The sequence below is a fragment of the Tullyiplasma multilocale ATCC 49900 genome (assembly GCF_000483165.1).
Lineage (GTDB): Bacteria > Bacillota_I > Bacilli_A > Mycoplasmatales > Mycoplasmataceae > Tullyiplasma > Tullyiplasma multilocale.
Map to the genome: position 1 here is coordinate 15,910 of NZ_AXXW01000007.1, position 23,132 is coordinate 39,041.

23 protein-coding genes, 1 tRNA gene and 1 riboswitch are annotated in these 23,132 nt (G+C 30.3%); all 24 genes read right to left on the reverse strand.

Annotated features, from left to right (window positions below):
* Positions 1 to 58: 58 nt before the first annotated feature.
* The 24 genes from G319_RS09375 to G319_RS0102390 all read right to left on the reverse strand — a co-directional run bounded on the left by G319_RS09375 (position 59) and on the right by G319_RS0102390 (position 23,132).
* A complete protein-coding gene (locus G319_RS09375) occupies positions 59 to 1,345 on the reverse strand; it encodes a BspA family leucine-rich repeat surface protein (RefSeq protein WP_051350866.1) in 1,287 nt (428 codons plus the stop codon).
* 167 nt (positions 1,346 to 1,512) lie between these two features.
* Complete coding sequence (locus G319_RS0102280) at positions 1,513 to 2,784, reverse strand: SGNH/GDSL hydrolase family protein (RefSeq protein WP_026389504.1); 1,272 nt, start codon at positions 2,782 to 2,784, stop codon at positions 1,513 to 1,515.
* Between the two features lie 72 nt (positions 2,785 to 2,856).
* Positions 2,857 to 4,104: an SGNH/GDSL hydrolase family protein gene (locus tag G319_RS0102285; protein WP_026389505.1), complete on the reverse strand. Its 1,248-nt coding sequence runs from the start codon at positions 4,102 to 4,104 to the stop codon at positions 2,857 to 2,859.
* Positions 4,104 to 5,015 carry a hypothetical protein gene (locus G319_RS09380; protein WP_035358812.1) on the reverse strand — a complete coding sequence of 304 codons (912 nt, stop codon included), beginning with the start codon at positions 5,013 to 5,015 and terminating at the stop codon, positions 4,104 to 4,106. The genes G319_RS0102285 and G319_RS09380 overlap by 1 nt, the downstream gene beginning before the upstream one ends.
* A gap of 155 nt (positions 5,016 to 5,170) precedes the next feature.
* A tRNA-Gly gene (locus G319_RS0102295) sits at positions 5,171 to 5,244 on the reverse strand.
* 88 nt (positions 5,245 to 5,332) lie between these two features.
* Positions 5,333 to 5,599 (reverse strand): 30S ribosomal protein S15, encoded by a 267-nt coding sequence (gene rpsO / locus G319_RS0102300; protein WP_026389507.1) that lies wholly within the window; start codon positions 5,597 to 5,599, stop codon positions 5,333 to 5,335.
* A gap of 107 nt (positions 5,600 to 5,706) precedes the next feature.
* On the reverse strand, positions 5,707 to 6,480 hold the full coding sequence (locus G319_RS04665) for a nucleotidyl transferase family protein (RefSeq protein ID WP_051350867.1): 774 nt from the start codon (positions 6,478 to 6,480) through the stop codon (positions 5,707 to 5,709).
* Positions 6,481 to 6,717: 237 nt separating this feature from the next.
* Entirely contained in the window at positions 6,718 to 7,587 is an 870-nt protein-coding gene (gene truB / locus G319_RS0102310) for a tRNA pseudouridine(55) synthase TruB (protein ID WP_026389508.1), read from the reverse strand.
* Between the two features lie 51 nt (positions 7,588 to 7,638).
* Positions 7,639 to 7,989: a 30S ribosome-binding factor RbfA gene (gene rbfA, locus G319_RS0102315; RefSeq protein ID WP_026389509.1), complete on the reverse strand. Its 351-nt coding sequence runs from the start codon at positions 7,987 to 7,989 to the stop codon at positions 7,639 to 7,641.
* Between the two features lie 120 nt (positions 7,990 to 8,109).
* Positions 8,110 to 8,637 (reverse strand): hypothetical protein, encoded by a 528-nt coding sequence (locus tag G319_RS09385; RefSeq protein ID WP_026389510.1) that lies wholly within the window; start codon positions 8,635 to 8,637, stop codon positions 8,110 to 8,112.
* A gap of 86 nt (positions 8,638 to 8,723) precedes the next feature.
* Positions 8,724 to 9,524: a hypothetical protein gene (locus G319_RS09390; protein WP_026389511.1), complete on the reverse strand. Its 801-nt coding sequence runs from the start codon at positions 9,522 to 9,524 to the stop codon at positions 8,724 to 8,726.
* Positions 9,525 to 9,708: 184 nt separating this feature from the next.
* Positions 9,709 to 10,386, reverse strand: coding sequence for a reverse transcriptase domain-containing protein (locus G319_RS0102330; protein ID WP_026389512.1), 678 nt, complete (start codon positions 10,384 to 10,386; stop codon positions 9,709 to 9,711).
* Between the two features lie 37 nt (positions 10,387 to 10,423).
* Positions 10,424 to 12,343 carry an RNA-dependent RNA polymerase family protein gene (locus G319_RS09395; protein WP_026389513.1) on the reverse strand — a complete coding sequence of 640 codons (1,920 nt, stop codon included), beginning with the start codon at positions 12,341 to 12,343 and terminating at the stop codon, positions 10,424 to 10,426.
* 192 nt (positions 12,344 to 12,535) lie between these two features.
* Complete coding sequence (gene infB / locus G319_RS0102340) at positions 12,536 to 14,413, reverse strand: translation initiation factor IF-2 (protein ID WP_026389514.1); 1,878 nt, start codon at positions 14,411 to 14,413, stop codon at positions 12,536 to 12,538.
* Between the two features lie 19 nt (positions 14,414 to 14,432).
* Positions 14,433 to 14,738 carry a L7Ae/L30e/S12e/Gadd45 family ribosomal protein gene (locus tag G319_RS0102345; RefSeq protein WP_026389515.1) on the reverse strand — a complete coding sequence of 102 codons (306 nt, stop codon included), beginning with the start codon at positions 14,736 to 14,738 and terminating at the stop codon, positions 14,433 to 14,435.
* Positions 14,731 to 14,994: an RNase P modulator RnpM gene (gene rnpM, locus G319_RS0102350; protein ID WP_026389516.1), complete on the reverse strand. Its 264-nt coding sequence runs from the start codon at positions 14,992 to 14,994 to the stop codon at positions 14,731 to 14,733. Before rnpM ends, G319_RS0102345 begins: the two co-directional genes overlap by 8 nt.
* 1 nt (position 14,995) lies before the next feature.
* A complete protein-coding gene (nusA, locus tag G319_RS0102355) occupies positions 14,996 to 16,444 on the reverse strand; it encodes a transcription termination factor NusA (RefSeq protein ID WP_026389517.1) in 1,449 nt (482 codons plus the stop codon).
* A gap of 9 nt (positions 16,445 to 16,453) precedes the next feature.
* The gene (gene rimP, locus G319_RS0102360) at positions 16,454 to 16,948 is read right to left on the reverse strand and encodes a ribosome maturation factor RimP (RefSeq protein ID WP_026389518.1); all 495 of its coding nucleotides are present in this window, start codon (positions 16,946 to 16,948) and stop codon (positions 16,454 to 16,456) included.
* A gap of 101 nt (positions 16,949 to 17,049) precedes the next feature.
* Positions 17,050 to 17,739, reverse strand: a complete 690-nt coding sequence (locus tag G319_RS09400) for a hypothetical protein (protein ID WP_026389519.1) — start codon at positions 17,737 to 17,739, stop codon at positions 17,050 to 17,052.
* A 20-nt stretch (positions 17,740 to 17,759) separates the two neighbouring features.
* Positions 17,760 to 18,410: a nitroreductase family protein gene (locus tag G319_RS09405; RefSeq protein ID WP_026389520.1), complete on the reverse strand. Its 651-nt coding sequence runs from the start codon at positions 18,408 to 18,410 to the stop codon at positions 17,760 to 17,762.
* An 84-nt stretch (positions 18,411 to 18,494) separates the two neighbouring features.
* Entirely contained in the window at positions 18,495 to 19,031 is a 537-nt protein-coding gene (locus G319_RS0102375; RefSeq protein ID WP_026389521.1) for a hypothetical protein, read from the reverse strand.
* Between the two features lie 127 nt (positions 19,032 to 19,158).
* Entirely contained in the window at positions 19,159 to 20,301 is a 1,143-nt protein-coding gene (gene guaB, locus G319_RS0102380) for an IMP dehydrogenase (protein WP_035358813.1), read from the reverse strand.
* Between the two features lie 8 nt (positions 20,302 to 20,309).
* Entirely contained in the window at positions 20,310 to 21,854 is a 1,545-nt protein-coding gene (guaA, locus tag G319_RS0102385; protein ID WP_026389523.1) for a glutamine-hydrolyzing GMP synthase, read from the reverse strand.
* Between the two features lie 62 nt (positions 21,855 to 21,916).
* Positions 21,917 to 22,011: riboswitch (purine riboswitch) on the reverse strand.
* 584 nt (positions 22,012 to 22,595) lie between these two features.
* Positions 22,596 to 23,132 (reverse strand): hypothetical protein, encoded by a 537-nt coding sequence (locus G319_RS0102390; protein WP_026389524.1) that lies wholly within the window; start codon positions 23,130 to 23,132, stop codon positions 22,596 to 22,598.

Below are 23,132 nucleotides of genomic sequence, written 5' to 3' on the forward strand. Positions count from 1 at the left end.
TCCTCTTTTTTTATTTATCAAACAATTTAAAAAGTGAGAGATTCTCACTTTTTAAAGATTATTTAGTTGTTGGTCATATCGGACATTGTTCTTTAGTTAAAAATGTAGCTCCTATCGCAAAGTCATTTCATTTTTTAGCGCTGTCAGTTTTTCAATTAACTAATGAAAATTTGAAGTTTTCACTATCTCTAAACATAGCATCAAACATTTCGATTTTAGAAGTGCCTCATCCAGAAATATCTTGATTAAATTTCTTAGAAGCATTAAACATTGATGAAACAATTCTTAGACTAGATATGTCACTTCAATCAAGTTTGCTGTTAAATGCCTTACTTCCGTTAAACATTAATGTCATATTTTCGACACTTGAAACGTCTCAGGCACTTAAATCTTGATTGAACTTAGTTGACATTCTAAACATTGATGTCATATCAGTAACATTTGAAACATTTCACATAGAAATATCTTGATTAAAAGCTTTTGCCATTGAAAACATACCAATCATAATAGTTACGTTGGATGTATCTCATTTTTTAACTTCTGCTCCATTGAATTGTGTTGTTCCACCAAACATAGCAGTTAAATCGGTTATTTTAGGAGAAATATAATCCGGAACTTTTTTAATTGAGCCAGGAGCTCTGTGAGCGGTACCAGAATCATCATACCCAATTCATAATATTTCTTCAGTTCCTTCAGGGGCACTTTCATCAACAATTTTAATCTCTCCTGTTGTCACATCACGATATACAGTTTGATTTTCCTTAGCATCAGCTGGTGGTTGTGGAGCTTGTCCAACAATAACTTCTAGTTCAACATTTTCATCATCTAAACCTATTGCTGAAAAATTAGCTGTAGTGAAATAGTCTTCTTGTGCACTATGCATACTGAAGTGGAATTCAATCTCTCCGCTTTCTTCTAAATTAGTGATCATTGCTCAACCAGCATCACCAATTTGAACATCCCCAACTTGTAGTGATTTTATTTTAATATTTTTAAAAACAATCATAAAAGTACGTTCTCCAGGAGTTTTTAAATCAACTAAATCTTGTCCATAAGCTGATAATTCTCCAGCTTCATGAGAAACTTCGGGTTCTTCTGGATTTTCGGGTTCTCCTGGATTCTCTCCAGGGTTTTCACCAGGTTCTTCAGGATTTCCTTCTCCTGGATTTTCTCCAGGGTTTTCACCGGGTTCTTCAGGATTGCCTTCTCCTGGGTTTTCAGGTTCTTCAGGTTTTTGAATTGTTTTATCTTCACTAGCTAAAAATAACATCCCCACAGGAACAGCTAATAATCCAAGTGAAGCTAGTAACGCTAAGAATCTTTTGCTATTCTTATTATTTTTCATAAAATAAATCTCCTATAAATGTCTGCAACATTATAGTAATTATCTTATATTGAGATACTTTCAACAATGGAAATACTTTTACTATCACAATTGGAAAGTTTTGGAATAAATACTCCAACTAACTAAAGCTAAATAAAAAATTCCACACTCCTTTGGATGCGTAGAATTTATTTTTCACCATTTAAACGTTTGTTTTCCTCTGCCATCTTTTCGGCTAGCTTATAAATATCTTTACCAATTATTTCATGGATTTCTTTACTTGGATGAACTACATCTCAGAAAAAGAATTTAGATTGATCTGCATTGTCATCGATTCGGTGAGCATTAACATTTACAATAACTTCTGTTTTATCTTGATTTATCTCTAATGTAACAGCCTCTTTAGCACTATTTTCGGGTGCTTTACCAAGCATAAATGCTGGATCAGTAACATTATTACCAATTGATTGATACAAGCTTAATAAGTGGTTTAATTTTGCTTTCAGATTACAATGCTGAATATTAACTTCAGGATAACGTTCAGCAATATGTTCAACAACTTCGGCATAAGCATCATTAAACATTGCACTAATTCTAGAAGCTTCTAATTCTTGAGGTCCGTTAACATATGCTGGAATTTTAGCAATATCAGGACAATTAATAGCTATGATATTTCTAACCCCATTATTAATTAAGATCAATAATGTATTTCTAATGTTAACCATTATTTTTGACATCAACTTAGCTTGTTGCTCTTCTTTCTTTCCAATCATGGCAAATAAATCATTTCCCCCGATTTCAAAAAGAACTAAATCAGTTGGATGAATTACGTGTTGTTTTACTAAATTTTTAGCTTGTTGGACTATTCTAAAATCATTTACAACAAATCCCATCATCCCATCTGCTTTATAAGCGACAGTTCCACCAGTGGCATAATTTTTTCCGTGTTTTACAAAACGAGTACTAAATTTATTAAAGTCATATCCTGGAGTGAAATCTTCTATTTCTAACATTTCAGCTAAAAGAGTGGCAGCTGTTTTACCATTTGTAAAAGTCCCTAATCCAGCTTTGTTAGCTGAAAAACCTCCAAATTGTAATTTAATGTCACCTTCTTTACCAATCTCTAAGACTTTATAAAACATTTCACGTTGTTCTTCGGTTAGTAATTTAGTAATTTGATTTGTCAATCTTTCGTTGGCAATAACAATATGTTTAAGAACATTTAATTCTTCGGTAATAGCCATTGTTAGAGTTCCATTATCACTTAAACTATCTCCAATTGTATAAAAGTTCGTAAACATTTTACCTTGAACACTATCATCAATTGCCTCAGATTTATCGATGTCGGTTCCGATTTCTAAATCATCATCTCCATCATTGTTATCTAAACGATAACCCAAAATTGATAAAGGAGATATCGCCATTAGAATAGCTCCTAGTAAATTTAAAAGTTTTCTCATGTTAACCTCCTTGTTTGTTATATTTTAATATATTTATCTCAAATAAAAAAGAAAGGTTGCCCTTTCTTTTATTTATTGTTTTTTAGATAATTTTTCAGCTAATTCAAATAAATCTTCTCCAACTATTTCATGAACTTCTTTATTTGGGTGGATTGCATCTCAGAAAAAGTAATTACTTGTATCTGTAATTCCTGGATTTTTTGTAGCATTTAAAGTAAGAATAATTTCATCTTCAATTTCTAAACCAAATGCAGGAATTTCTTCGCCATTTTCATCAACTCCAGCTTGTCCAAGTGTAACTGTGGCATCAGTGATATTCTTACCATCTTTTTCAAAATCACTAAGAATTTGATCAAATCTAGAAGCTAAATCATAAACTTCCATATTTACATCAAATTTATTGTTAACATATTCAAACACAGTTTCAAAACGCTTATTAAATTCCATACTCAAACGATGTGCTTCATCCTCTGAATCTGTATTTACATAAGTTGGAATTTTACTTACATCTGGAGCGTTCATTACAATGATGTTTTTAACCCCATTATTGATCAGTGTTAATAAACCTTTTTTAATGTTCGCCATTGATTCGTTCATCAAGATTTTTTGCTCTTGTTGTGATTTTCCAATCATTCCAAATAAATCGTTTCCACCAATTTCAAAATAAACTAAATCAGTTGATTTAACTTGGTGTTGTTGAATTAAAGTTTTTGCTTGATCTGCAATTTTAAAATCATTGACAACAACTCCCATAATTCCATCAGCGGTATTTGCAGTAGCCCCACCAACTGAATAGTTATTTCCATGAACACTTAAATCATTTCCAAATTTATCCAATCCAATTCCAGCTTTGAAATAAATCCCTAATTTATTTGCTAAGTTTTGAGCAGCTGTAGCTCCATTTGTAAATGCCCCCAAACATTGTGCATTTGCAGATTCATTTCCAAATTGGACCTTAATATTCATATCCTTGATTATTGGTAAGAACATTTCTACAAGTGGTGCGATGTCTTCGGGAAGAAAACTAATAATTTGATCTAGTAATTCTTGGTCATTTACAATTGTAGTTTTTAATAAATTCAATTGTTGAGTTAGAGCTAAAGTAAGTCCCCCAGTATCACTTAGACTATCTCCAAGTGTATAAAAGTTAGTGAATAAACCTTCATAATTTGAATCATCTATTGCTTTAGATTTATCAATATTTTGTCCAACGAGCAAATCGTAATCTACACTATCTTGTTTAATTCCACAAGCAACCACTGTAGCCCCAGCCACCACCGTTAAAGAGATAGCCCCTAAGAAAGTTAGTAATCTTTTCATTATTCAGTTACCTTACCTTTCTTTTTAAGCATGATTATAGCCCCAATACCAGCGATTGTTGTAATTGGGGTAATAACTAATAGGAATACTACTCCAGCAATCGTTATTTCGATTCCTTGAGTGAAGTTCGGATGATAAAAATCATCAGCTGTTACATAATCTGGAAGATCGTTTTCATTCAAGTCTTTATTTTTGAAAATTCCTAAACCAGGAGTCATCGCAAATTTAATATTTGATCTTTGCATATTCATAAATCAAACTTTCGAGTTAACGATATTAACTCCCATTGAGTTAGTTACTTTTATTCCTTCTAATCCAGGTCCTTGGACATCAATAAATGAATTATATAAATCTTGATCAATGATAGTTTGTTTTTTTAACGCATCAGTATATAAAGAGCTATCTTTTAAATTAGGATTTAATAATTGACTAATTGTATTCTTTTCGAAAATTCAACTAATTCCAGCTTTTGTATATCCTGGATTACTATATTTTTCTCCAAAGTCATGATCTAGGTTGATTAAATCTAAAGAGACATCATTTAAATCTATATCAATACCATTGTCACGATTATGCCCTCACCTTTGTTCAAATCTAGCTTCAGCAAATTCTTTATATTCTGCAATGTGTGAAACTTTATCTGGATTACTTCAATCTGTAATTGATAGAACATCAGCTACATAACTTGTTTTAATAGCACTATTAACAACAAACTTAAATAATGGATTGGTACCATCTAAAACAAATTTGTTTTTTGGAATTTTTTCATTAATTTGTTTTTCTATGGAGTTGATAAATTTTAGAGATTCAAGCCCCATTCCAGGAGCTGTTAAACCCAATCCAAGAATCGGACTAATTGCCATCCCTGCTCCAATTAAACTAAAAGTTAATTTCCTCTTATTGATTTTCATACTTACCTCTATATTCTCTCATTTTGATAATTTACTAAATTATAAATCATATATTCTCATTTTGAGAAATTAAACCAAAAAAAATTAAATTCATTACAGAGGTATAAAAAGACGAAAAAAAAGAACTCATTAAGAGTTCTTTGTTTGTTTACTAATGGAGCAGGTGAAGGGAATCGAACCCTCACAGTCAGCTTGGAAGGCTGAAGTTCTACCATTAAACTACACCTGCATGTTTAACACTCTTATAGAATACTAAATATTTTTAAGAGTGTCAATATTTTTTGTTAATTTTTTTTAATTTTTGAAAATTAAGTGAATTATTTTCTTAATCCTAATTTTTCAATAATTGATTTGTAACGGTTAACGTCATTTCTTGCTAAGAATTGTAATAAGTGTCTTCTTTGTGCAACTTTTTTAAGTAATGTTCTTCTTGTAGGAACATCTTTTCTGTGAATTTGTAAGTGAGCTGTCATGTTTTTGATATCTTCTGTTAAGATAGCAATTTGTACTTCAGCTAAACCAGTGTTTTTTTCTGATCCACCAAATTCGTTAATTAATTCTAATTTTCTTTCTTTTGAAACCATTGTATAGTTCTCCCTTTTCTTTTTTTGATTTTTAGCGTTTTATCAAAGTAACATCTCGGGAAAGATAGAAACTCTGGTAAACAATCACCTTTTAAATAATATCATGGTTATTTTTGAATTTCATCAATATAGCCATTTAATTTTATCTTTTTAACAACTTCATCTTTCAAAGTATCTTCTTTTACAAAAGATACCTTTCTATCTTTATCAATTATAACTGATGTCATTAAAAATCCATCCAATACAGCGCTGTATTTACCCGGTTTAATATCAATTAAAGGTTTGATAATTTGATATTGATTATTATCTAATTTTTCAACACCAACATTAAATGGAATCCCAAGCATACGATTAGCATCAAGCATCCCTCCATTTGATATCAATGATTTAATTATCGAACTAGACACTTCTTCGTGTCTTGGTTCAATAATTACGTTCTCTTCTCCGAATACTTCTTTTAAGTATTCAACATTCCCGCTAGCTTTTGATCCAAATTTGAAATCTTGACCTTCGACTAATTTAACCACATTTAGTTCATCTTTTAAGATGTTAGCAAATTCTTCTTTAGTTGTATTTACAAGATCTTGGTCCGTTTCTATTTCAATAAAATGAGTAACTTCAGGATATTGTTTCATTAAGTAATCATATTTATCATCATAGTTAATTAGTGATAAATCACAATCATTGAAAAAGTCGATTACTTTCTTACTAAATGTAATCACGATGAAATTTAAATCTTCATTTACAGCATGTTCTTTAGCTATATCTAAAAGCTTTTGGTGATATAAATGAAATCCATCAAATATCCCAATTGTAGCTATTGAGTTTTTTTCTGTCTCTAGTTTTTGTAAGTCTTTAATATTAGTTCTAATTATTTTCATATTAAATACCTCCCTATGTAATTATTTTAATACTTTTTCTTTAAAAGTGGTTGTTTTAAAAAATGGGTTGTAAAATGAAAATAAAAGGAGGGGTTATTATGTGTGATCATTGTGAAAATTCATCTTGCATCGAGTGCGATGACAAGTCAGAATATATAGTTGATGAATGTTCTTGTGGATGTAGCGGGAAACAAAATTAATATAATAATAAAAGAACTCTTCATAAGAGTTCTTTTATTAGTTATTTAATCCACCACGTTTACATTTAAACAGGCTATCTTTTTCTCTTTCATAACAAGCTGCAATGTTGTTATCGGCATCTCCGATAAATACCACATCTGCACTTTGATCTTTTAAGATAATCTTTTTACCAAAGTTTACATCTCTTAAATCATCTAAAACAACAATTGGATATTCATTCATTTTGATTGTTTCATATAGATTAATGATGTTGCTTTCATTTGCGTCATATGGTTCAACAGCGTGTTCGATGCTAAATTGTCCACTCTTAACTCTTCTAAGCATTGTAACGTGTGCCACAGTCCCTAAATCAGCTGCAATATCAACAATTAAACTTCTAATGTAAGTTCCTTTTGAACAAGCGGCTCTTAAAGTGATTTCATTAGTTTCTTGATTATAAGAAACTAATTCTAATTCGTTAATAGTAATGTTTCTTTTTTTAACTTCAACTTCTTTACCTTCACGAGCATATTCATATAACTTTTTACCATTAACTTTAATAGCTGAATAAATTGGTGGCGTTTGGTTGTAGTTTAATCCATTGTATTTTTTAACTACGTGTTCAACGTTTGCTAAACTAATTTCAAATGGTTTTTGAGATTCAGTAACTTCTCCATCTGAATCATAACTATCTGTTGCTGTAAATAGTTTCATAGTTACTAAGTATTCTTTATCCATATTTAGTAAGTAATCACTTACTTTTGTTCCGTTATTAATCAAACAAATAACTACCCCTGTAGCCAACGGATCTAAAGTTCCAGCATGCCCAACTTTTTTAATCCCTAAATTTCTTTTAACTTTTTGAATAACTGTATTAGTACTCATTCCTGTTGGTTTATCGATAATGATAATTCCTGATTTGTTCATATTGTCTCCTTTGTATAAACATAATAAAAAGAGGATATCCTCTTTTTATAATTATTTTAAATCGCTTAAGATTTTTTCGATTCTATTAGCATTATCTAAAGATGTGTCGTAGATGAATTTTAAATCTGGCACTGCTCTCATATTTACTTTTCTTGCTAATAACATTCTAATTTTTTTGTGGTTTAATTCTAATTCTTCAGCAACGATTTTTTCGTTGATGTTTTCTCCACTGAAAGCTAAGAATGTGTAATAAACTTTCGCAAGTTCTGCATCACTTGTTAATTTAACTTCTGAAATTGAAATTGATCTTAAAATATCATTTTCCATTCCTCTATTTAAAATTAAAGTTAGTTCTCTTAAGATTAAAGATTCTTTTCTTCCTTGAATTTTTGGATTTGCCATATTCATTCACCTCTTCTATATTATGATTATAAATTATTATTAAGTATAAACAAATAAAAATAGGTATCCCTTTCAATAAATATAAAAAACAAGTGATATTATCACTTGTTTAATATGTCATTAAGCAGCTCTACGAGCTTTAACTAACATTGTTGTGTTAATTCCACCTAATAATAAAGTTGGAATTACTGCTAATAATAAGTTAATGATTCATTTTCAATCAAGCATTTCATATTTAGCTGCAAATCCACCAACGAATAATAAAACGAATAATACTGAAGTGATCAATAATACTCCTAATAAGAAGTTGTTGATTACTAAGAACATTCTTACAAATTTATTTTTTTGTAAGAATATTGAGAATACGATTGCGATAATTTGAATTACTGCAATTACTGCCAATAAGAAAAATGAAATTCCCCCTAATCATTCTGCTGCTCTAAAGAATCAAGGTCCATGCATTGTTATTGGACCAACGTCTACTGTAGCAATATTAGTAATTTCTTTATATGAGTAAATATCAAAGATTTTGATTCCCCCAATTGCTAATGGAATACAAATAATCAATAAAGCTGTTAATGTAATTGAAATAATGTCATTAACACCAAAACGGTTATTTGATTTTTTTGCTTGTTTTTGTTTTGCCATAATTTAAAATCTCCTTTTCTATATATTACCTTTAAATATATAGATGTGAAATTAAATAAATAAAAAACACTTTCGTGTTTTTCAAGTTAAATGCTATTGATTAATTTCTTTTGTAGTTCACTAATATGATCAAATATTTCTCTTTTAGTCATTTCTCTTAATGATTCTTTTTTAAATTTCACTTTAGTTCGACTTAATTTACCTCTTAAATTATTAGCCATTTTTTGAAGTTCCTGACGAGTTTCTTTTATTTCTTTAGACCCATCTTTCAGCGCTCTTTTTTGAGCGTGTGTTAAAAATTCTTTAGTTTTAGGAGCGTTTGATTTGGTATGTTTAGCTTTCTTTTTAGAAATCACTTCTTTAACAGCTTGTAAATTTCTATTAAATATCGGATTAATTTCTTCATCACCATAAGTTGGAGCATCTTTATCTTCAATTTTAGCTTTAACATCCCCTTTTGATAACTCTTTCATCTTTCTAGCTAACTCTTCACGTTTATCGGCGAGGTTATCAATCCCTCTTTCATATAAAACATTTTGTTTAGTTTTAAAGTAGTATAACAATGACAGAATTGTTAATCATAAAAAACCAGGAACTAAAAACAAGAAGATATTTGCAACAAAATCTACATAAACTGCAATTGGTTCAATTGAATTATTTTTAGCAAATTCTAAAGCTTTATTTAATTTATCTATATTAATAACCATTTCTTCAGTTGGACCTATTAAAAAGTTTTTATTAACTCCACCTTCTAAGTTAGCTATCGGATTAAATATCTTCATTAAAAAGAAAATCACTAAGGTTATTGTAAAAGCATTTAACAATATTCAAAACAAATATTGAGCCATCTTTCTTTTTCTAATGGCATTTAAAAGTCTATCACTCATAAGTTCACCTCGCACAACCATCCTGTCACGATATTATTGTTATTTTTAATGATTAATTTTTTAACCATTTATCTAATTATAGATTTAGGGGTGGTAGCAAGCAAACGTATGACCCCTTATCAGAGAAACTTAAAACTAGTTCAAAGGGTGTCGAACTAGTTTTAAGGCAAAGAAAAAAAGCTGACTAAGCAGCTTCTAAATATTTTTCTAAAAGATCTACGATGGATTTGATTTGTTCATCACTATTATTTTGCATTTTTTTAGCAAAGAAAAGGAAATCTTTTATAATCCTCTTTTTGTCATTGAGGTTTTCATCGTCATTATTTATTAAAAAAATAATTTTACCGAGCATGTTTTTACCTTCAGTTTTATTTGTTCTTGTACACAATTTACAAAAATTCACATGCTTAGCATTTTTCGAAAATTTTTCTATATGCACAAGTTCCTCATAAAGCCCTTTTCTAAAAGAGGTTCCTACATTAATTGTATTTCCGTTTTTTCTTCTGTTTATATTCAAACCTAAAAATTTAACGTGATTGGAGTTATCGAAATTTACTAATATAGTTTTTTCATGATTAAGTTGTAAATTATTTTTTTCTAAGTTTTCTTCTACAATTGTTTTCACTTTTCACAAGAAATAAGAATCTTTAAATTTCAATTGCTTTTTTTTGACCAAGGAAATAATTATGTCATCCGCGTATCTGGTGTACTTAACACCCCGATAGATACTTTTAAGTTCAGAAACGACAAACGAATCAAATTCATTAAGATATAAATTAGCAAGAGTGGGTGAATGTCTTAATCCTAATGGTAAACCTTTGGAAGAGATCCCTAAAAGCTTTTTCCATATAAAGATATACATTCCAGGATTTTCCTTATATGTTTTTGAAGCATAACCTTTATATATATCGTTTTAAAAGTTTGTTTAAAAGCTTGTCATTATCAATAGATTCGAAAAAACTTTTAATATCAAGTTTTACAAAACAGTCCGAATTTCTGTGGACTTCTAATGTTTTTTTAATATTAGAATCTTTTATATAAGCGTAAGCATACTCATTTCACAAAGTTTTCTCATATACAAACTTTGCTAATTCATTATGCAGCATTTTGATTTCACTAATCACATTATCTACCTTGTAACCAATTCCATCATTTCTATACGTTGATGAATATTCGCTTCAATCATTGTACTTTTTAAAATTTCTTATTTTTTTATTTTTGGTGACTGAAAAATAACTATAAAAATAGTCTTTTGGAAAGTTTAACATTATTTTAACTAATTTCTCATTTTCAATTTTAAAGTCGGCAAGATTATTAATTTTTGTAAAACTTTGGAATAAAGATTCTCTTTTTAAGGGTAATCTATATACAGATTTTTTCCTAACTCCTTTAGTTAGCAAGTTATTTGCAAAGGCGAAGAATCCATCATTTATTGCCATTAAAATTATTACTGTGTATTTTAAATTATTTCTCAAATCTTCACCAATATTTGAATTCAAACTTATTTCTACGCCATGAATATTGTTTGTAGCCTGTGAATTGTACAAGAAAGTTAATTCATCCTTATACGATTTTAAGATTGAGTTCAAAAATAAATTTTTACTATCTATTTTTCCATCCTTCAACCTATTTTTTTTATATTCAATTTCCACATTTTGCAAAAATTTGTCTTCTGAAATCAATTGATATAAATGTCTAAATATGACTTTAGCGTTTAAGTCAACTTTTAAAATAGATAATTTATTTTCATGAAAAAAAGCTCTTTCTTTAATAGCTTCCTTTTGCAATCACTTATCAAAATAACTAAACCTGATATCAAAGATTTGAGAAGCCCTCTTAAATGAAACGATGTGGCCTAAATTTTTCTCAAATTCATCTATATACCTTTTATTTTTTGAAAATTTAAGTCAAGTAGATTTTATATTGCTATTTTCCATCCAAGGACTCTCTTTAGGTATCCTGCGTTTAGTTGCTGTAGAATCTGGATTTCGTACTTTTATTGTGAGATTAGGGTATTCAATGTTTGATATTCAAAATTTTCTCAGATTTAGATCATCATCATCTTTGCTTTCAGAAAAGGATTCATACATTTTCTTTATTGGACCTACATTTAAGAAAGTTCTTGATTTATTTATGTCGTCTTCCATTTTTTTAGGCGATAATATAATATTTTTAAAATACCCATCCTCAAAAGAATCAAAAAACATGCCATACTCTACAATTGAAGCTGTGGAATCAAAAAAATTCAAATTTAGATCAGATACTGCTGATAAAAATTTTTCCAATTCAAAAGTAGGTATATTAATTTCGTTTAAGAATTCATTTTTCTTATAACCTGCAATTTTATTAAATTTTTCTTCAATTTCTTCAACTATCATTGGGCATAACTTGATTGTCTTAATTGGCTTAGTTCCTGCAATCTGCGGCAATTCAAATTTGGCATTTAAACCTTTTAAAAATTGCATATCAGAGCATTTTTTGTTTGGTTCGAACTCATTGATATACTTCTTCAAATCAACTACTTTAATACCAGCAGTTAGGTTAAAAAAAGTAAACAAACATTTAAAAAGTCTTTTATTTTCATTAGAAATTTCAGCAACTATTTTCTTTATTCTAATTTCGTTAGCTGTATTGGGCTTTTTTATTATTTCAAATATTTTTGAATAATCATTAAAATAAGAATTTTTACCATTATTCTGCTCTAATATATTTTTCAACTGTACACGTCTATCATTTATATTTTTCGGATCATAATTAGTACCTAGTAAAAATAAAAAAAAGGGAGCTTCATAAGTATGATTTATTCAAAAATCGCTCATAGACACTCCTTTTTTAAAAAATATACATAAATATATACATATATTCATATATGTATATACAAACGTAAATATTATGATGAATAACATTTACATCTATACGTAGTACAGGGTTTAAAAATGTACAACATACTCTTCCAAAGAGATTTCCTATATTTTATTTTATTATATCATTTTGAACAATAAAAAAGCTGACTAAGCAGCTTTTTTAGTTTCTTCTTTGTAGGCTTCGATAATGTCGCCTTCTTTAATATCATTATAGTTTTTGATTGTCATTCCACCTTCAGAACCAATTTTTGCTTCTTTGATGTCATTTTTCTCATGTTTTAATGATGAGATTTCACCTGTAAAGGCAACAATACCATTTCTTAAGATACGAACTTTAGCATTTCTTGGAATTGATCCATCAATAACGTGGAATCCACCAATTACACCAATATCAGTATGTCTGAATGTAGCTCTAATTTCAGCTTGTCCTAAAACAATTTCTTCAACAATTGGATCTAACATTCCTTTTAATGCTTCTTCTAATTCTTCAATAACTTTGTAGATAATGTTGTGTAAACGTATTTCAACACCATCTTCTTCAGCTTTTTGACGAACTGCGGCATCAGGACGAACATTGAATCCATAAACAATAGCATTTGATGCCATTGCTAATGTGATATCTGAGTTTGAGATAGCTCCAACTGATCCACGAATCATGTTCAATTTAACACCTTCAACATCGATTTTAGCAAGTGATCCTTTTAATGCTTCTACAGATCCTTGAGTATCTGCTTTAACAATAATATTAACGTGTTTTAATTCACCATCATCAATATGTTTTTTAATTGAGTCTAATGTAAATGTTTGTTTTGATTGACGTTCTGCTGCCAATTGTTTTTCAGCCTGTGCTTCAGCAATTTGACGAGCCATTTTATCATCGTTCATAACAATAAATTTATCCCCGGCTTTTGGTACTTCGTTTAATCCATAAATAACAACTGGTTTACTTGGTTCTGCTTTAAGAACTTTTTTACCATATTCGTTTTCGATATTTTTAATTGAACCGAATGTTCCTCCAGCTACAAGTGTATCTCTCATTTCAAGAGTTCCTTGTTGAACTAGAATAGAAGCTACTGGTCCTTTAGATTTGTCTAAGTGTGCTTCAAGAACAACACCAGATGCAAATTTATTTGGGTTAGCTTTTAAATCTAACATTTCAGCAATTAGTAATAAAGTATCTTGTAAGTTATCTAAACCGATTTTTTGTTTAGCTGAACCTGTAATGAAAGGAATATCTCCTCCGTACTCTTCAGCTACTAATCCATAGCTCATTAATTCAACTTTAACTTTTTCAGGATCAGCTCCTGGTTTGTCAACCTTGTTTACGAAAACAACGATTGGTACATCCGCTTGTTTAGCATGATCAATTGCTTCCTCAGTTTGAGGCATAACCCCATCATCTGCTGCAACAATTAAAATTACGATATCAGTAGCATTTGCTCCACGAGAACGCATTTCTGTGAAAGCCTCGTGACCTGGAGTATCGATGAATGTAATTTTTTTCTTATCTTCACGTACCACTTGGTAAGCTCCGATTGCTTGAGTAATTCCCCCAGCTTCTCCTCCAGCTACATCAGCATTTCTCATAGAATCTAATAATGTAGTTTTACCATGGTCAACGTGTCCCATGATAGTAACAACTGGTGCACGTTCAACTAAGTCCTCTGGACGATCTTCAACTTGTAATTGTTCAAAGATATTTTCTTTAGTTAGTGATTCTTCTTTTTTGAAGTCAAATCCGTATTCTAAAGCTAATTCTCCCATTTGTTCTTCTGATAAAATCATATTTTGATTCATCATTAATCCTTGTGAGAAAAAGTATTTTAAGATTTCTGCTGCAGATTTTCCAATCTTACCAGCGAAATCAGCAATTGATAGAGGTTCTGTGAAAACAAATACCCCATCAATTAATCCTGTAGCAACAACCTCTTTCAGTTGTTGTTTAATATTTTTAGTATGCTCTCTTGCTTTAGCTTTCGCTTCAGCGGCATTTTTAGCTGCGATAGTTTTTTTATTTTTAGCCATGTAAATTTTCCCCTTTCTTTTATTGATCTAGATTAGATTTAATTAACTTAATAAAGTTAAAATTGTTAAATCCTACTGCGACAATAGTGGTTCTTCCACATGCTTGTGCAATCTCTTCGATTGTTAAAATATCATCATGATATTCAATTTCGTGAGATTTACACTTGTCTATTAATTTCTTCTTTTGACTTGGTCCCATGTTAGAACCAATAATTACAAAAGAAACTTTGTTAGCTTTGATGAAGTCTAATAATTTCGCTCCATAAATAACATTTGTTGATCCGTATGCCATACCAATGGCATTAAGTAATTTTTGTTTATCCATTAATTACCTTTTCTAGTTGATCATAAATTTCGTCTTCCACCTTAGTTTTTAAACCACGAGAAATTAAATTACGTTGTTTTGCTTTTTTAAGTGAAGCATGATCAGGTTTTAAATAAACCCCACGTCCTTCAGCTTTAAAAGTTGGATCAATAAAGATTTTTCCATCTTTATTTTTAACAATTCTAATTAATTCTTCTTTGGGAAGCATTGTATTTGAAGCAACATCTTTTCTTAAGTTTGGGCTTTTAGCTGCCATCTTAATTTTCGTAGTAATCGTCGTATTCGTCGATTTCTTCTTCGTCATCTTCAATTTCGTCTTCATCAGCGATTAACTCATTGAAGGCTTCTAAATTAGCTTTAATTTCATCTAAGTTTGGTTCTTCTACTAAAGATTCAACAATTGTTTCTTCAACAACTGGTGCGAATTCTTTTTCAATTGAAGCTTCAACTAGTGATTCTTCTAATTCGTTTTCTTCAACGATTTCGTTTTGTAACATTGCTAATGCATCTAAGTCAATTCCAGTGTTTTTAGGACGTGAAACTGTGTTAGTTTTAGCTGTTTTTTCTTTACGTCTGTTAATGTTTGCTAAGAATTCTGGGTTTGATAACTCAGCTTCTGTAATGTTTCCATTTCATAAGATTTCTAAAGCATCTTCTTGAGCATTTGCATATGAGTAGATGTTAACTCTAATTTTTAATAAGTTAGCAACTAAACGTGCAGCAATCCCTGATTTACCAATAGCTAATGATAATTGTTCATTTGGAACAATAACATCACATTCACCATTTTCTTCGTCAACTGATACTGAAATAACTCTAACTGGAGCCATTGCGTTCATTACAAAGTTTTCCATGTTTTCATCTCATTTAACAACATCAATTTTTTCACCTTTTAACTCTTTAGAAATTGAGTTAATACGTGCACCATGTGCACCAACACATGCTCCAACTGGATCTACGAACTCATCGTTTGAGAATACAGCAACTTTTGCTCTTCTTCCTGGTTCACGTGAAACTGCTTTAACTTCAACAATTCCTTCAGCGATTTCAGGAACTTCATCTTCTAATAATTTAGCTAAGAAGTTTGGAGCTGTTCTTGAAACCATAACTTGACTGAATTTGTTATCTCTAGCAACTTCATCAATGTATAAAGTAATGTATTCATTAACTTCAAATTCTTCACCATAAATAATTTTTTGGTTTCATAATGAAGCCACTGTTCCATCTAAATCAACTAGGTATGAAGTTCCTTGTTCATTTTGACCAATAACTTTACCTTTGATGATTTCACCTTGTTTGTCGATGAATTTTTCATAAACTTTAGCACGTTCTGCACCTTTAATTTTTTGTTGAACGATTTGACGTACTTGGAATACTGCTAATCTTGAGAATTCTTCATTGAATTCAATTGGACGATTTAATAATTCGTTTAAAACTACATGTTCTCCAAACTCTTTTTTAGCATCTTCTAAAGTAATTTCTAATCAATCGTCATCAACTTCTTCAACAACTAATAACTCTTGAGACATTTTAATTTCTCCAGTTACTTCATCGATTTCTACTTTAACAATTGCATCTGTATCAAAGAAACGTTCGTAAGCTTTTTGGAAACCTTCGATTAATCCTTCTAATACAACTTCTTTATTAATATCTTTTTCTTCAGCAATCATACTGATAGCTTCTAATAATTCTGCACCGTTTACCATGCAATCCTCCTAAAATTTAACTGCGTATCTTACAGCTCTAATATCTTCTCACTTGATAAGTGATTTTTTCTTTTGACCTTTGATAAAGTATTCAATTCTGAACTCATCTGTTTCAGAATTGTAATCTGCCACAATACCTTCAATAGTCATTAGTTTGTTAACTGATTTATTAAAATCAAAGTGAACATATCCACCAATTGATCTAATTAACTCGTCTTTATTTCTAATAACTTTCTCAATTCCAGCACTAGCAATCTCTAACATGTAAGGTTTTTTGATAGATTCAAATTTATCCATCGCATCAGAAATCTTTTCATTAACATCAGCTAACGCATCAAAATCTAATGGTTTATTTGGTTGAGTAGCATCTTCAACTAAGATTTGTAAAACATCACTTTCGAAATCATGTAAGTTATTAACTTCATAAACTCTTAAATTATGTTCTGCTAAAATGGCATTTGCCATGTTTTCAATATCGTTTTTAACATTTGAAAAATTTCTCATTTTTCCCCCTCCATAAGGCCAATAAGAAAGCAAGGCTTTCGCCTTGCTCAGATTTATTAATCTTATGATTTAATATTACAACTTTTTAACCGATAAATCAATTACATTGCTTTAGTTAATTTATATTTACGTGAACTTGTAACTACAAGAACCGCTGAAACTACAATTCCTGAATAAAACAGAAAAGACATAAATCCACTTGCCCCATAATAGCCATTTTGATATGAAGGAAAAACAATATTTGAAACTATTGTTCAAATTAAAATTAAAACCCCAATGAATCACTCCACTGATGCAGATGCCTTAAAAATTTTAGATGTAGTTTCTTCTTCCACATATTTAGTGTTTAGAGATATAACATCTAAAACTATAACACCAAAAATTACTATAGCCTCAATAACATGTGAGACCAACACTCATATATTTCAATCATAGAATCCGTGACTACCAATCATTACCATAGTAGCAATTAATGAAGTTGCCAATAATGATGCAAATACAATCGAAGTAATTGTCATTTTCTTAAATGCCTTAAGTTTTTGTGTTCTAACAGCAAAACTACCTGAATTTGGTTTAGGTTTCTCTATAGAACCATCCTCATTGCTTTCTGGAAAACCAAAAGCACCTGCGTTTTGTTTCATTCTCTTTAATCGCAAGATTTCCATTTCTGTCAATTCTTCTGGTGCATTTGCAACTTTTGTCTGTTTTAATTTTTGAAGTTCATCTTCTAATTCTTTGATCTTTCGTGCTTTGACATCATCATTAAGAATGTCTTCATTTCTGTTATTCATCAATCTTCTCCTTGAATTTTTTACTTTACAAATTTAGCATATTCTTCATAAGGCATTCTAACTTTACCCTTATCAAAACTTTCATCTCGATATCCTAAAGCTAAACCTAGTGCAATATTTTGATCGTCATCCATTAATCCTTTTTCTCTAAGAACTTTAGTTAAACCAACTAGGTCAAACCCTTCTTGAGCACAACTATCAATTCCTAAATCAGCTGCCGCCACTGTCCCTATTCCTAAAGCGATGTATGATTGTTTCAAACTTCATTCATCTGGATTCATATTTGCATATTCTTTTCCAAATTTATAATTTCAAACATTATCAATGTTTGAAACAAAACGATCTCTCTTATCTACCATTTCACCAAAAATAGCATCAGCTGATCTTGGGATAGTCACATCCTTAACTTTTTGTCCATTGTCATTTATTAAGATAATATATGCACTTGCAGTTACAAAGTTTGGTTGATTATAAAAGATCGGTGCCAATTCATTTAGAAATTCCCCTCTTTGAATAACAATCACTTGTGAGTTAAACATCCCATAACTTGCCGGACTCATTCTCATCGCTTCAACAATTGCTTGTAAGTCTTGTTCACTTACATCTTTATCTGTTAAAAATTTACGAGCACTATGACGTTCTGTCATTAATTCTGTTACTGATTTTTTCATTCTTCTTTTCTCCATTAAAAAACTTATCAAATAATATTGATAAGTTAATATATATTATAAATCAATTGAAACACAATGGAATATTTAGACCTTAATCATTTTATTATATGTCTTAAGTTTGACTACTCCAATAACTAGTGTAGCTATTCCAACCCCACTAGATAAAATACCAAATATAATAGCCATTGTAATATAAAGACTTGTATACTCATGTCCAAATTCAGATTCAACAACAGAATAAGCAGCCACCAATACTATTGTTGCGATAAATGATCCCAAAATTTCCAAACTTCCAAATACAATTTCAACTATTGAACTTGCCTTATATGTCCCTGGTATAACATTATTAAGATTCACACCTTTTCCTATTATGATTGAATTCAATACAATAACCACGATATAAAAGCCAAGTCCAAAAATATTCATTACAACAGCTCCCGACTCTAAACCAACAAAGCTCATTATTGTTGAAAAAGCAAATACACAACTTAACGACAATGTTGCGATTGATAATTTCCTAAATTTCTTTATTTGAACATTGAATTCATCTTCTCGCATTTTATTTTGAAATAATCTGGCGTTTTCTTGTTCGTTGTCTTCTATTATTTTATCTGTATCCATAGTTTCACCTCAAAAATATATTATCATCTACAACACCTTTAATTGAGTGTATTTTCTCATAGTAAAACTGTTAAATAATAAAAAAGCAATAAAATTAAGGCAAATAAAAATAGCTCCTTCTATGGAGCTATTTCTTATTATTTTTTGTAGTTTGCGCACCTTGAATGTTTTTAACACTATGAGGGTGTGATTCATTTAATCCAGCATTTGTGATTTGCACAAATCTAGCATCAGTTCGTAATTCATCGATGTTGTGTGATCCAGTATAACCCATACCAGCTCTTAACCCACCAATCATTTGGAAGATAACATCTGCTACTGGTCCTTTATAATCAACCATTGATTCAATTCCTTCAGGAACTAATTTTTTATTTCCTTTTTGGAAGTAACGATCACTTGACCCACGTTTCATCGCAGCCATTGAACCCATACCAACATAAGTTTTGTATGTTTTCCCATCAATTGTGATTTCACTTCCAGGAGTTTCTTCACAACCAGCAAACATTGAACCTAACATTACCACATTTGATCCAACAGCTAATGCTTTAACAACATCTCCAGAATATTTAATTCCTCCATCAGCAATAAATGGTATATCTACTGTTTTACAGTATTCATAAACATTTGATAATGCCGTCATTTGAGGAACCCCAACTCCAGCAACAACTCTTGTTGTACAAATACTTCCAGGACCAATTCCAACTTTAACAGCATCAGCTCCAGCTTCAACTAAGTCTTTAGCACCTTCAGCAGTAGCGATATTTCCCGGAATTACATCTAAGTTAGGATATTTAGCTTTAACCGCTTTAACAGTGTTTAAAATACCTTCTGAGTGTCCGTGAGCTGAATCGATTACTAAGAAATCTAATCCAGCTGCCACTAACGCATCAACTCTTGCAATTGTCTCTTCACTAACTCCAACCGCAGCACCAGCAATTAATCTTCCTTGTTTATCAACAACTGCCATTTGATCAACATTTTCAAATTCTGCTGCTTTAACTAACGCAACTTCTTTGGCTTGATCTTCAATAGATAAGTTCTTATGAATAATTCCAGCTCCACCCAATTTTGCAATTGCAATAGCCATTGCTGACTCAGTAACTGTATCCATAGCAGCCGATAAGAAAGGAATGTTTAATGTGATGTTTTTTGTTAATCTAGTTTTCAAATCAACTTGACTTGGTAACACATCACTTTTTGCAGGAATTAATAAAACATCATCATAAGTAATTCCTAATTCTACTAATTTTCCATTTAAATTGTTTTCCATGTTATCTCCTATTCTCATTCAATTGTTCCAGGAGGTTTAGATGTAATATCATAAACGATACGGTTTACATTTTTAACCTCATTAATAATTTTATTAACTACACCATCCAAGAAATCTCATGGTAAGTGAGTAGCTGTTGCTGTCATAAAGTCAATTGTATTTACACAACGTAATGCAGCAACATATTCATAAGTTCTGTTATCTCCCATAACTCCAACTGTTTTAACTGGTAATAAAACAACGTGAGCTTGAGATACTTGTGTATATAGTCCAGCTTCATGTAAAGCTGTAATGAAGATGTCATCAGCGTCTCTTAAAATATCACATTTCTCTTTTGTAACTTCACCAATTACTCTAATTCCTAATCCAGGACCTGGGAATGGGTGGCGATCAATCATGATATCAGGAATTCCTAATTCACGACCAACTTTTCTTACTTCATCTTTGAATAAATCTCTTAATGGTTCTAATAATTCAAATCCTAAATCTTCAGGTAGTCCACCGACGTTGTGGTGTGATTTAATTGTTTTTGAAGTATGTCCTTGTTTTGAAGATTCAATAACATCAGGATAGATTGTTCCTTGAGCTAATCATTTAGCGTCTTTACTTAGTTTTCTTGCTTCTTCAGTAAATACATCAATGAATAATTTACCAATTAATTTACGTTTAGCTTCTGGTTCTTCAACACCTTTTAAGTTTGAGTAGAATAAATCAGCAGCATCAATTTTAATAATATTCATATCAAAGTTTTGAGTATATGTATCCATTACTTGTTGACCTTCGTTTTTACGTAATAGTCCAGTGTCAACAAAAATACATGTTAATTGTTTACCGATTGCTTTTGAAATTAAAGTAGCCGCAACTGATGAATCAACTCCTCCACTTAATCCTAAAATAACTTTGTCAGCTCCAACTTGAGTTTTAATTTTTTCGATTGCATTATCAATGAATTTTGACATGAATCAATCTTTTGTAGATCCACAAATATCAAACACGAAGTTATTTAACATTTGAGCTCCGAATTCACTATGAGTAACTTCGGCATGATATTGAATTCCATAAATTTCTTTTGTCTCATGTTTAATTGCAGCAATTGAATTATCACTATGTGCAATTTGTTTGAAATCAACTGGTAATTTAGTAATGTGGTCAGCATGACTCATTCAAACATCTTTTTGATCTGGTACATCTTTAAATAATTTATTAGTAGTATCATCTAAAAATAATTTAGCTTTACCAAATTCTTGTTTATCGGCAGATTCAACAACTCCACCAAATAAATGAGTAATCAATTGTAATCCATAACATACTCCTAAAACAGGAACTCCTGCTTCAAAAATTTCTTTATTAACAGTGTAAGCTTGATCTTCGTACACACTTGCAGGTCCCCCACTTAAAATGATTCCTTTTAAGTTTGGGTATTGTTTTAACCCTTCTTTAGTAATTGTGAAATCAATAACTTCAGCTAAAACATTTTGTTCTCTGATTCTTCTAGCTAGTAATTGAGTATATTGACTTCCAAAGTCTAAAATAATGATTTGTGTTTGTTCCATGTTTCTCCTTTTATAAAAAAATGCTAATGAAAAACTCGGCCACACAGTGTATGACAAAAACTTCTCCAAGAGCATCTTCTTATAGATTTGCATTGGTGCAACGTAGAGACACCGACCCATTATGTCGGCTTATACAAGTTTTTCATTATTAAATTATTATATTGATATTACTAAATTAAAATAAAAAAACAACCCTATGATATTCAAAATATGAATTATAGTCGATAAGACCATTCAATTTGAAATCAAAAAGGAGATAATATTACTAGTTCCACACACAAATGCAGGTTAAAGGAAAATTATCAAAATTATATACTCAGAGAACTCTGATGTAGTGGTTTTTTGGGGAAAATAAAACAGAACTAAATAGACGTGACTACATGTTAGTTAGAAATATGTTTACTGGTGGATATTCTACTGAAGATATCCGAAATGATGTTGACCACATAAGAAGCGTTAAAAAAACCATTGACAAAGGCCACATAGACTTTTTTAATAAAACAACGGAAAGTATTTACTTTTCAAAAGTGAAGATGTATATTTAAAATAATCAAAGAGATTTGGTGACAAAGTTTAGTGGTGTACTCCACAGTAAAAAAAGAGGTTCAGGCCTCTTTTTTTATATATAGGAGCTTAGAGATGACACAGCACTAATTTTAATAAGAACTGAGTCTAACTTTTTGAAATAATAAAAAAAGGAATATTGATATTCAAAAAATATATTGCTTCCGTAATGCATTTTTATTTAACTAAATTCGAAACGATTTTCTTATCACCAAGTCTAAGTGCGAAAAAGAAAATAACCCTGAATATAAAAGTTGTTAAGAAGAAAATTATTCTTCATACCAGAATAGGAACTATAAGGAATAATGTAAACACATCTACAGCAAAGTCAAAAGATTTTTCGTGATCATTAAGAGATCTGAAACTACAACTGTAAAAGTAATCAATTGGCCCAGTTCTCATAGTGTTGAATTTTGTATTAAAAACTCTATTTGTCGTAAATAATGCACAAACCATCATATAACCACCCTTAGCATTACCCCTTTTAAAACTTAATCTCGCTTTTAACAATCCCACACCAATGTTGACAGATAAATTCAAAGAAATAATTACAGAAACAATCAATGAGATGGTTCTAATTGGAAAGTCCTCATTAGTTTGTAAATAATTAGCTATATCAAAAGTCAAGAAAATAATTGACACAACTGTCCAAATTACAGATAATAGAAAACATGCGAAAAGCATATTGGTAAAAAACTTTATATTTTTTGACAT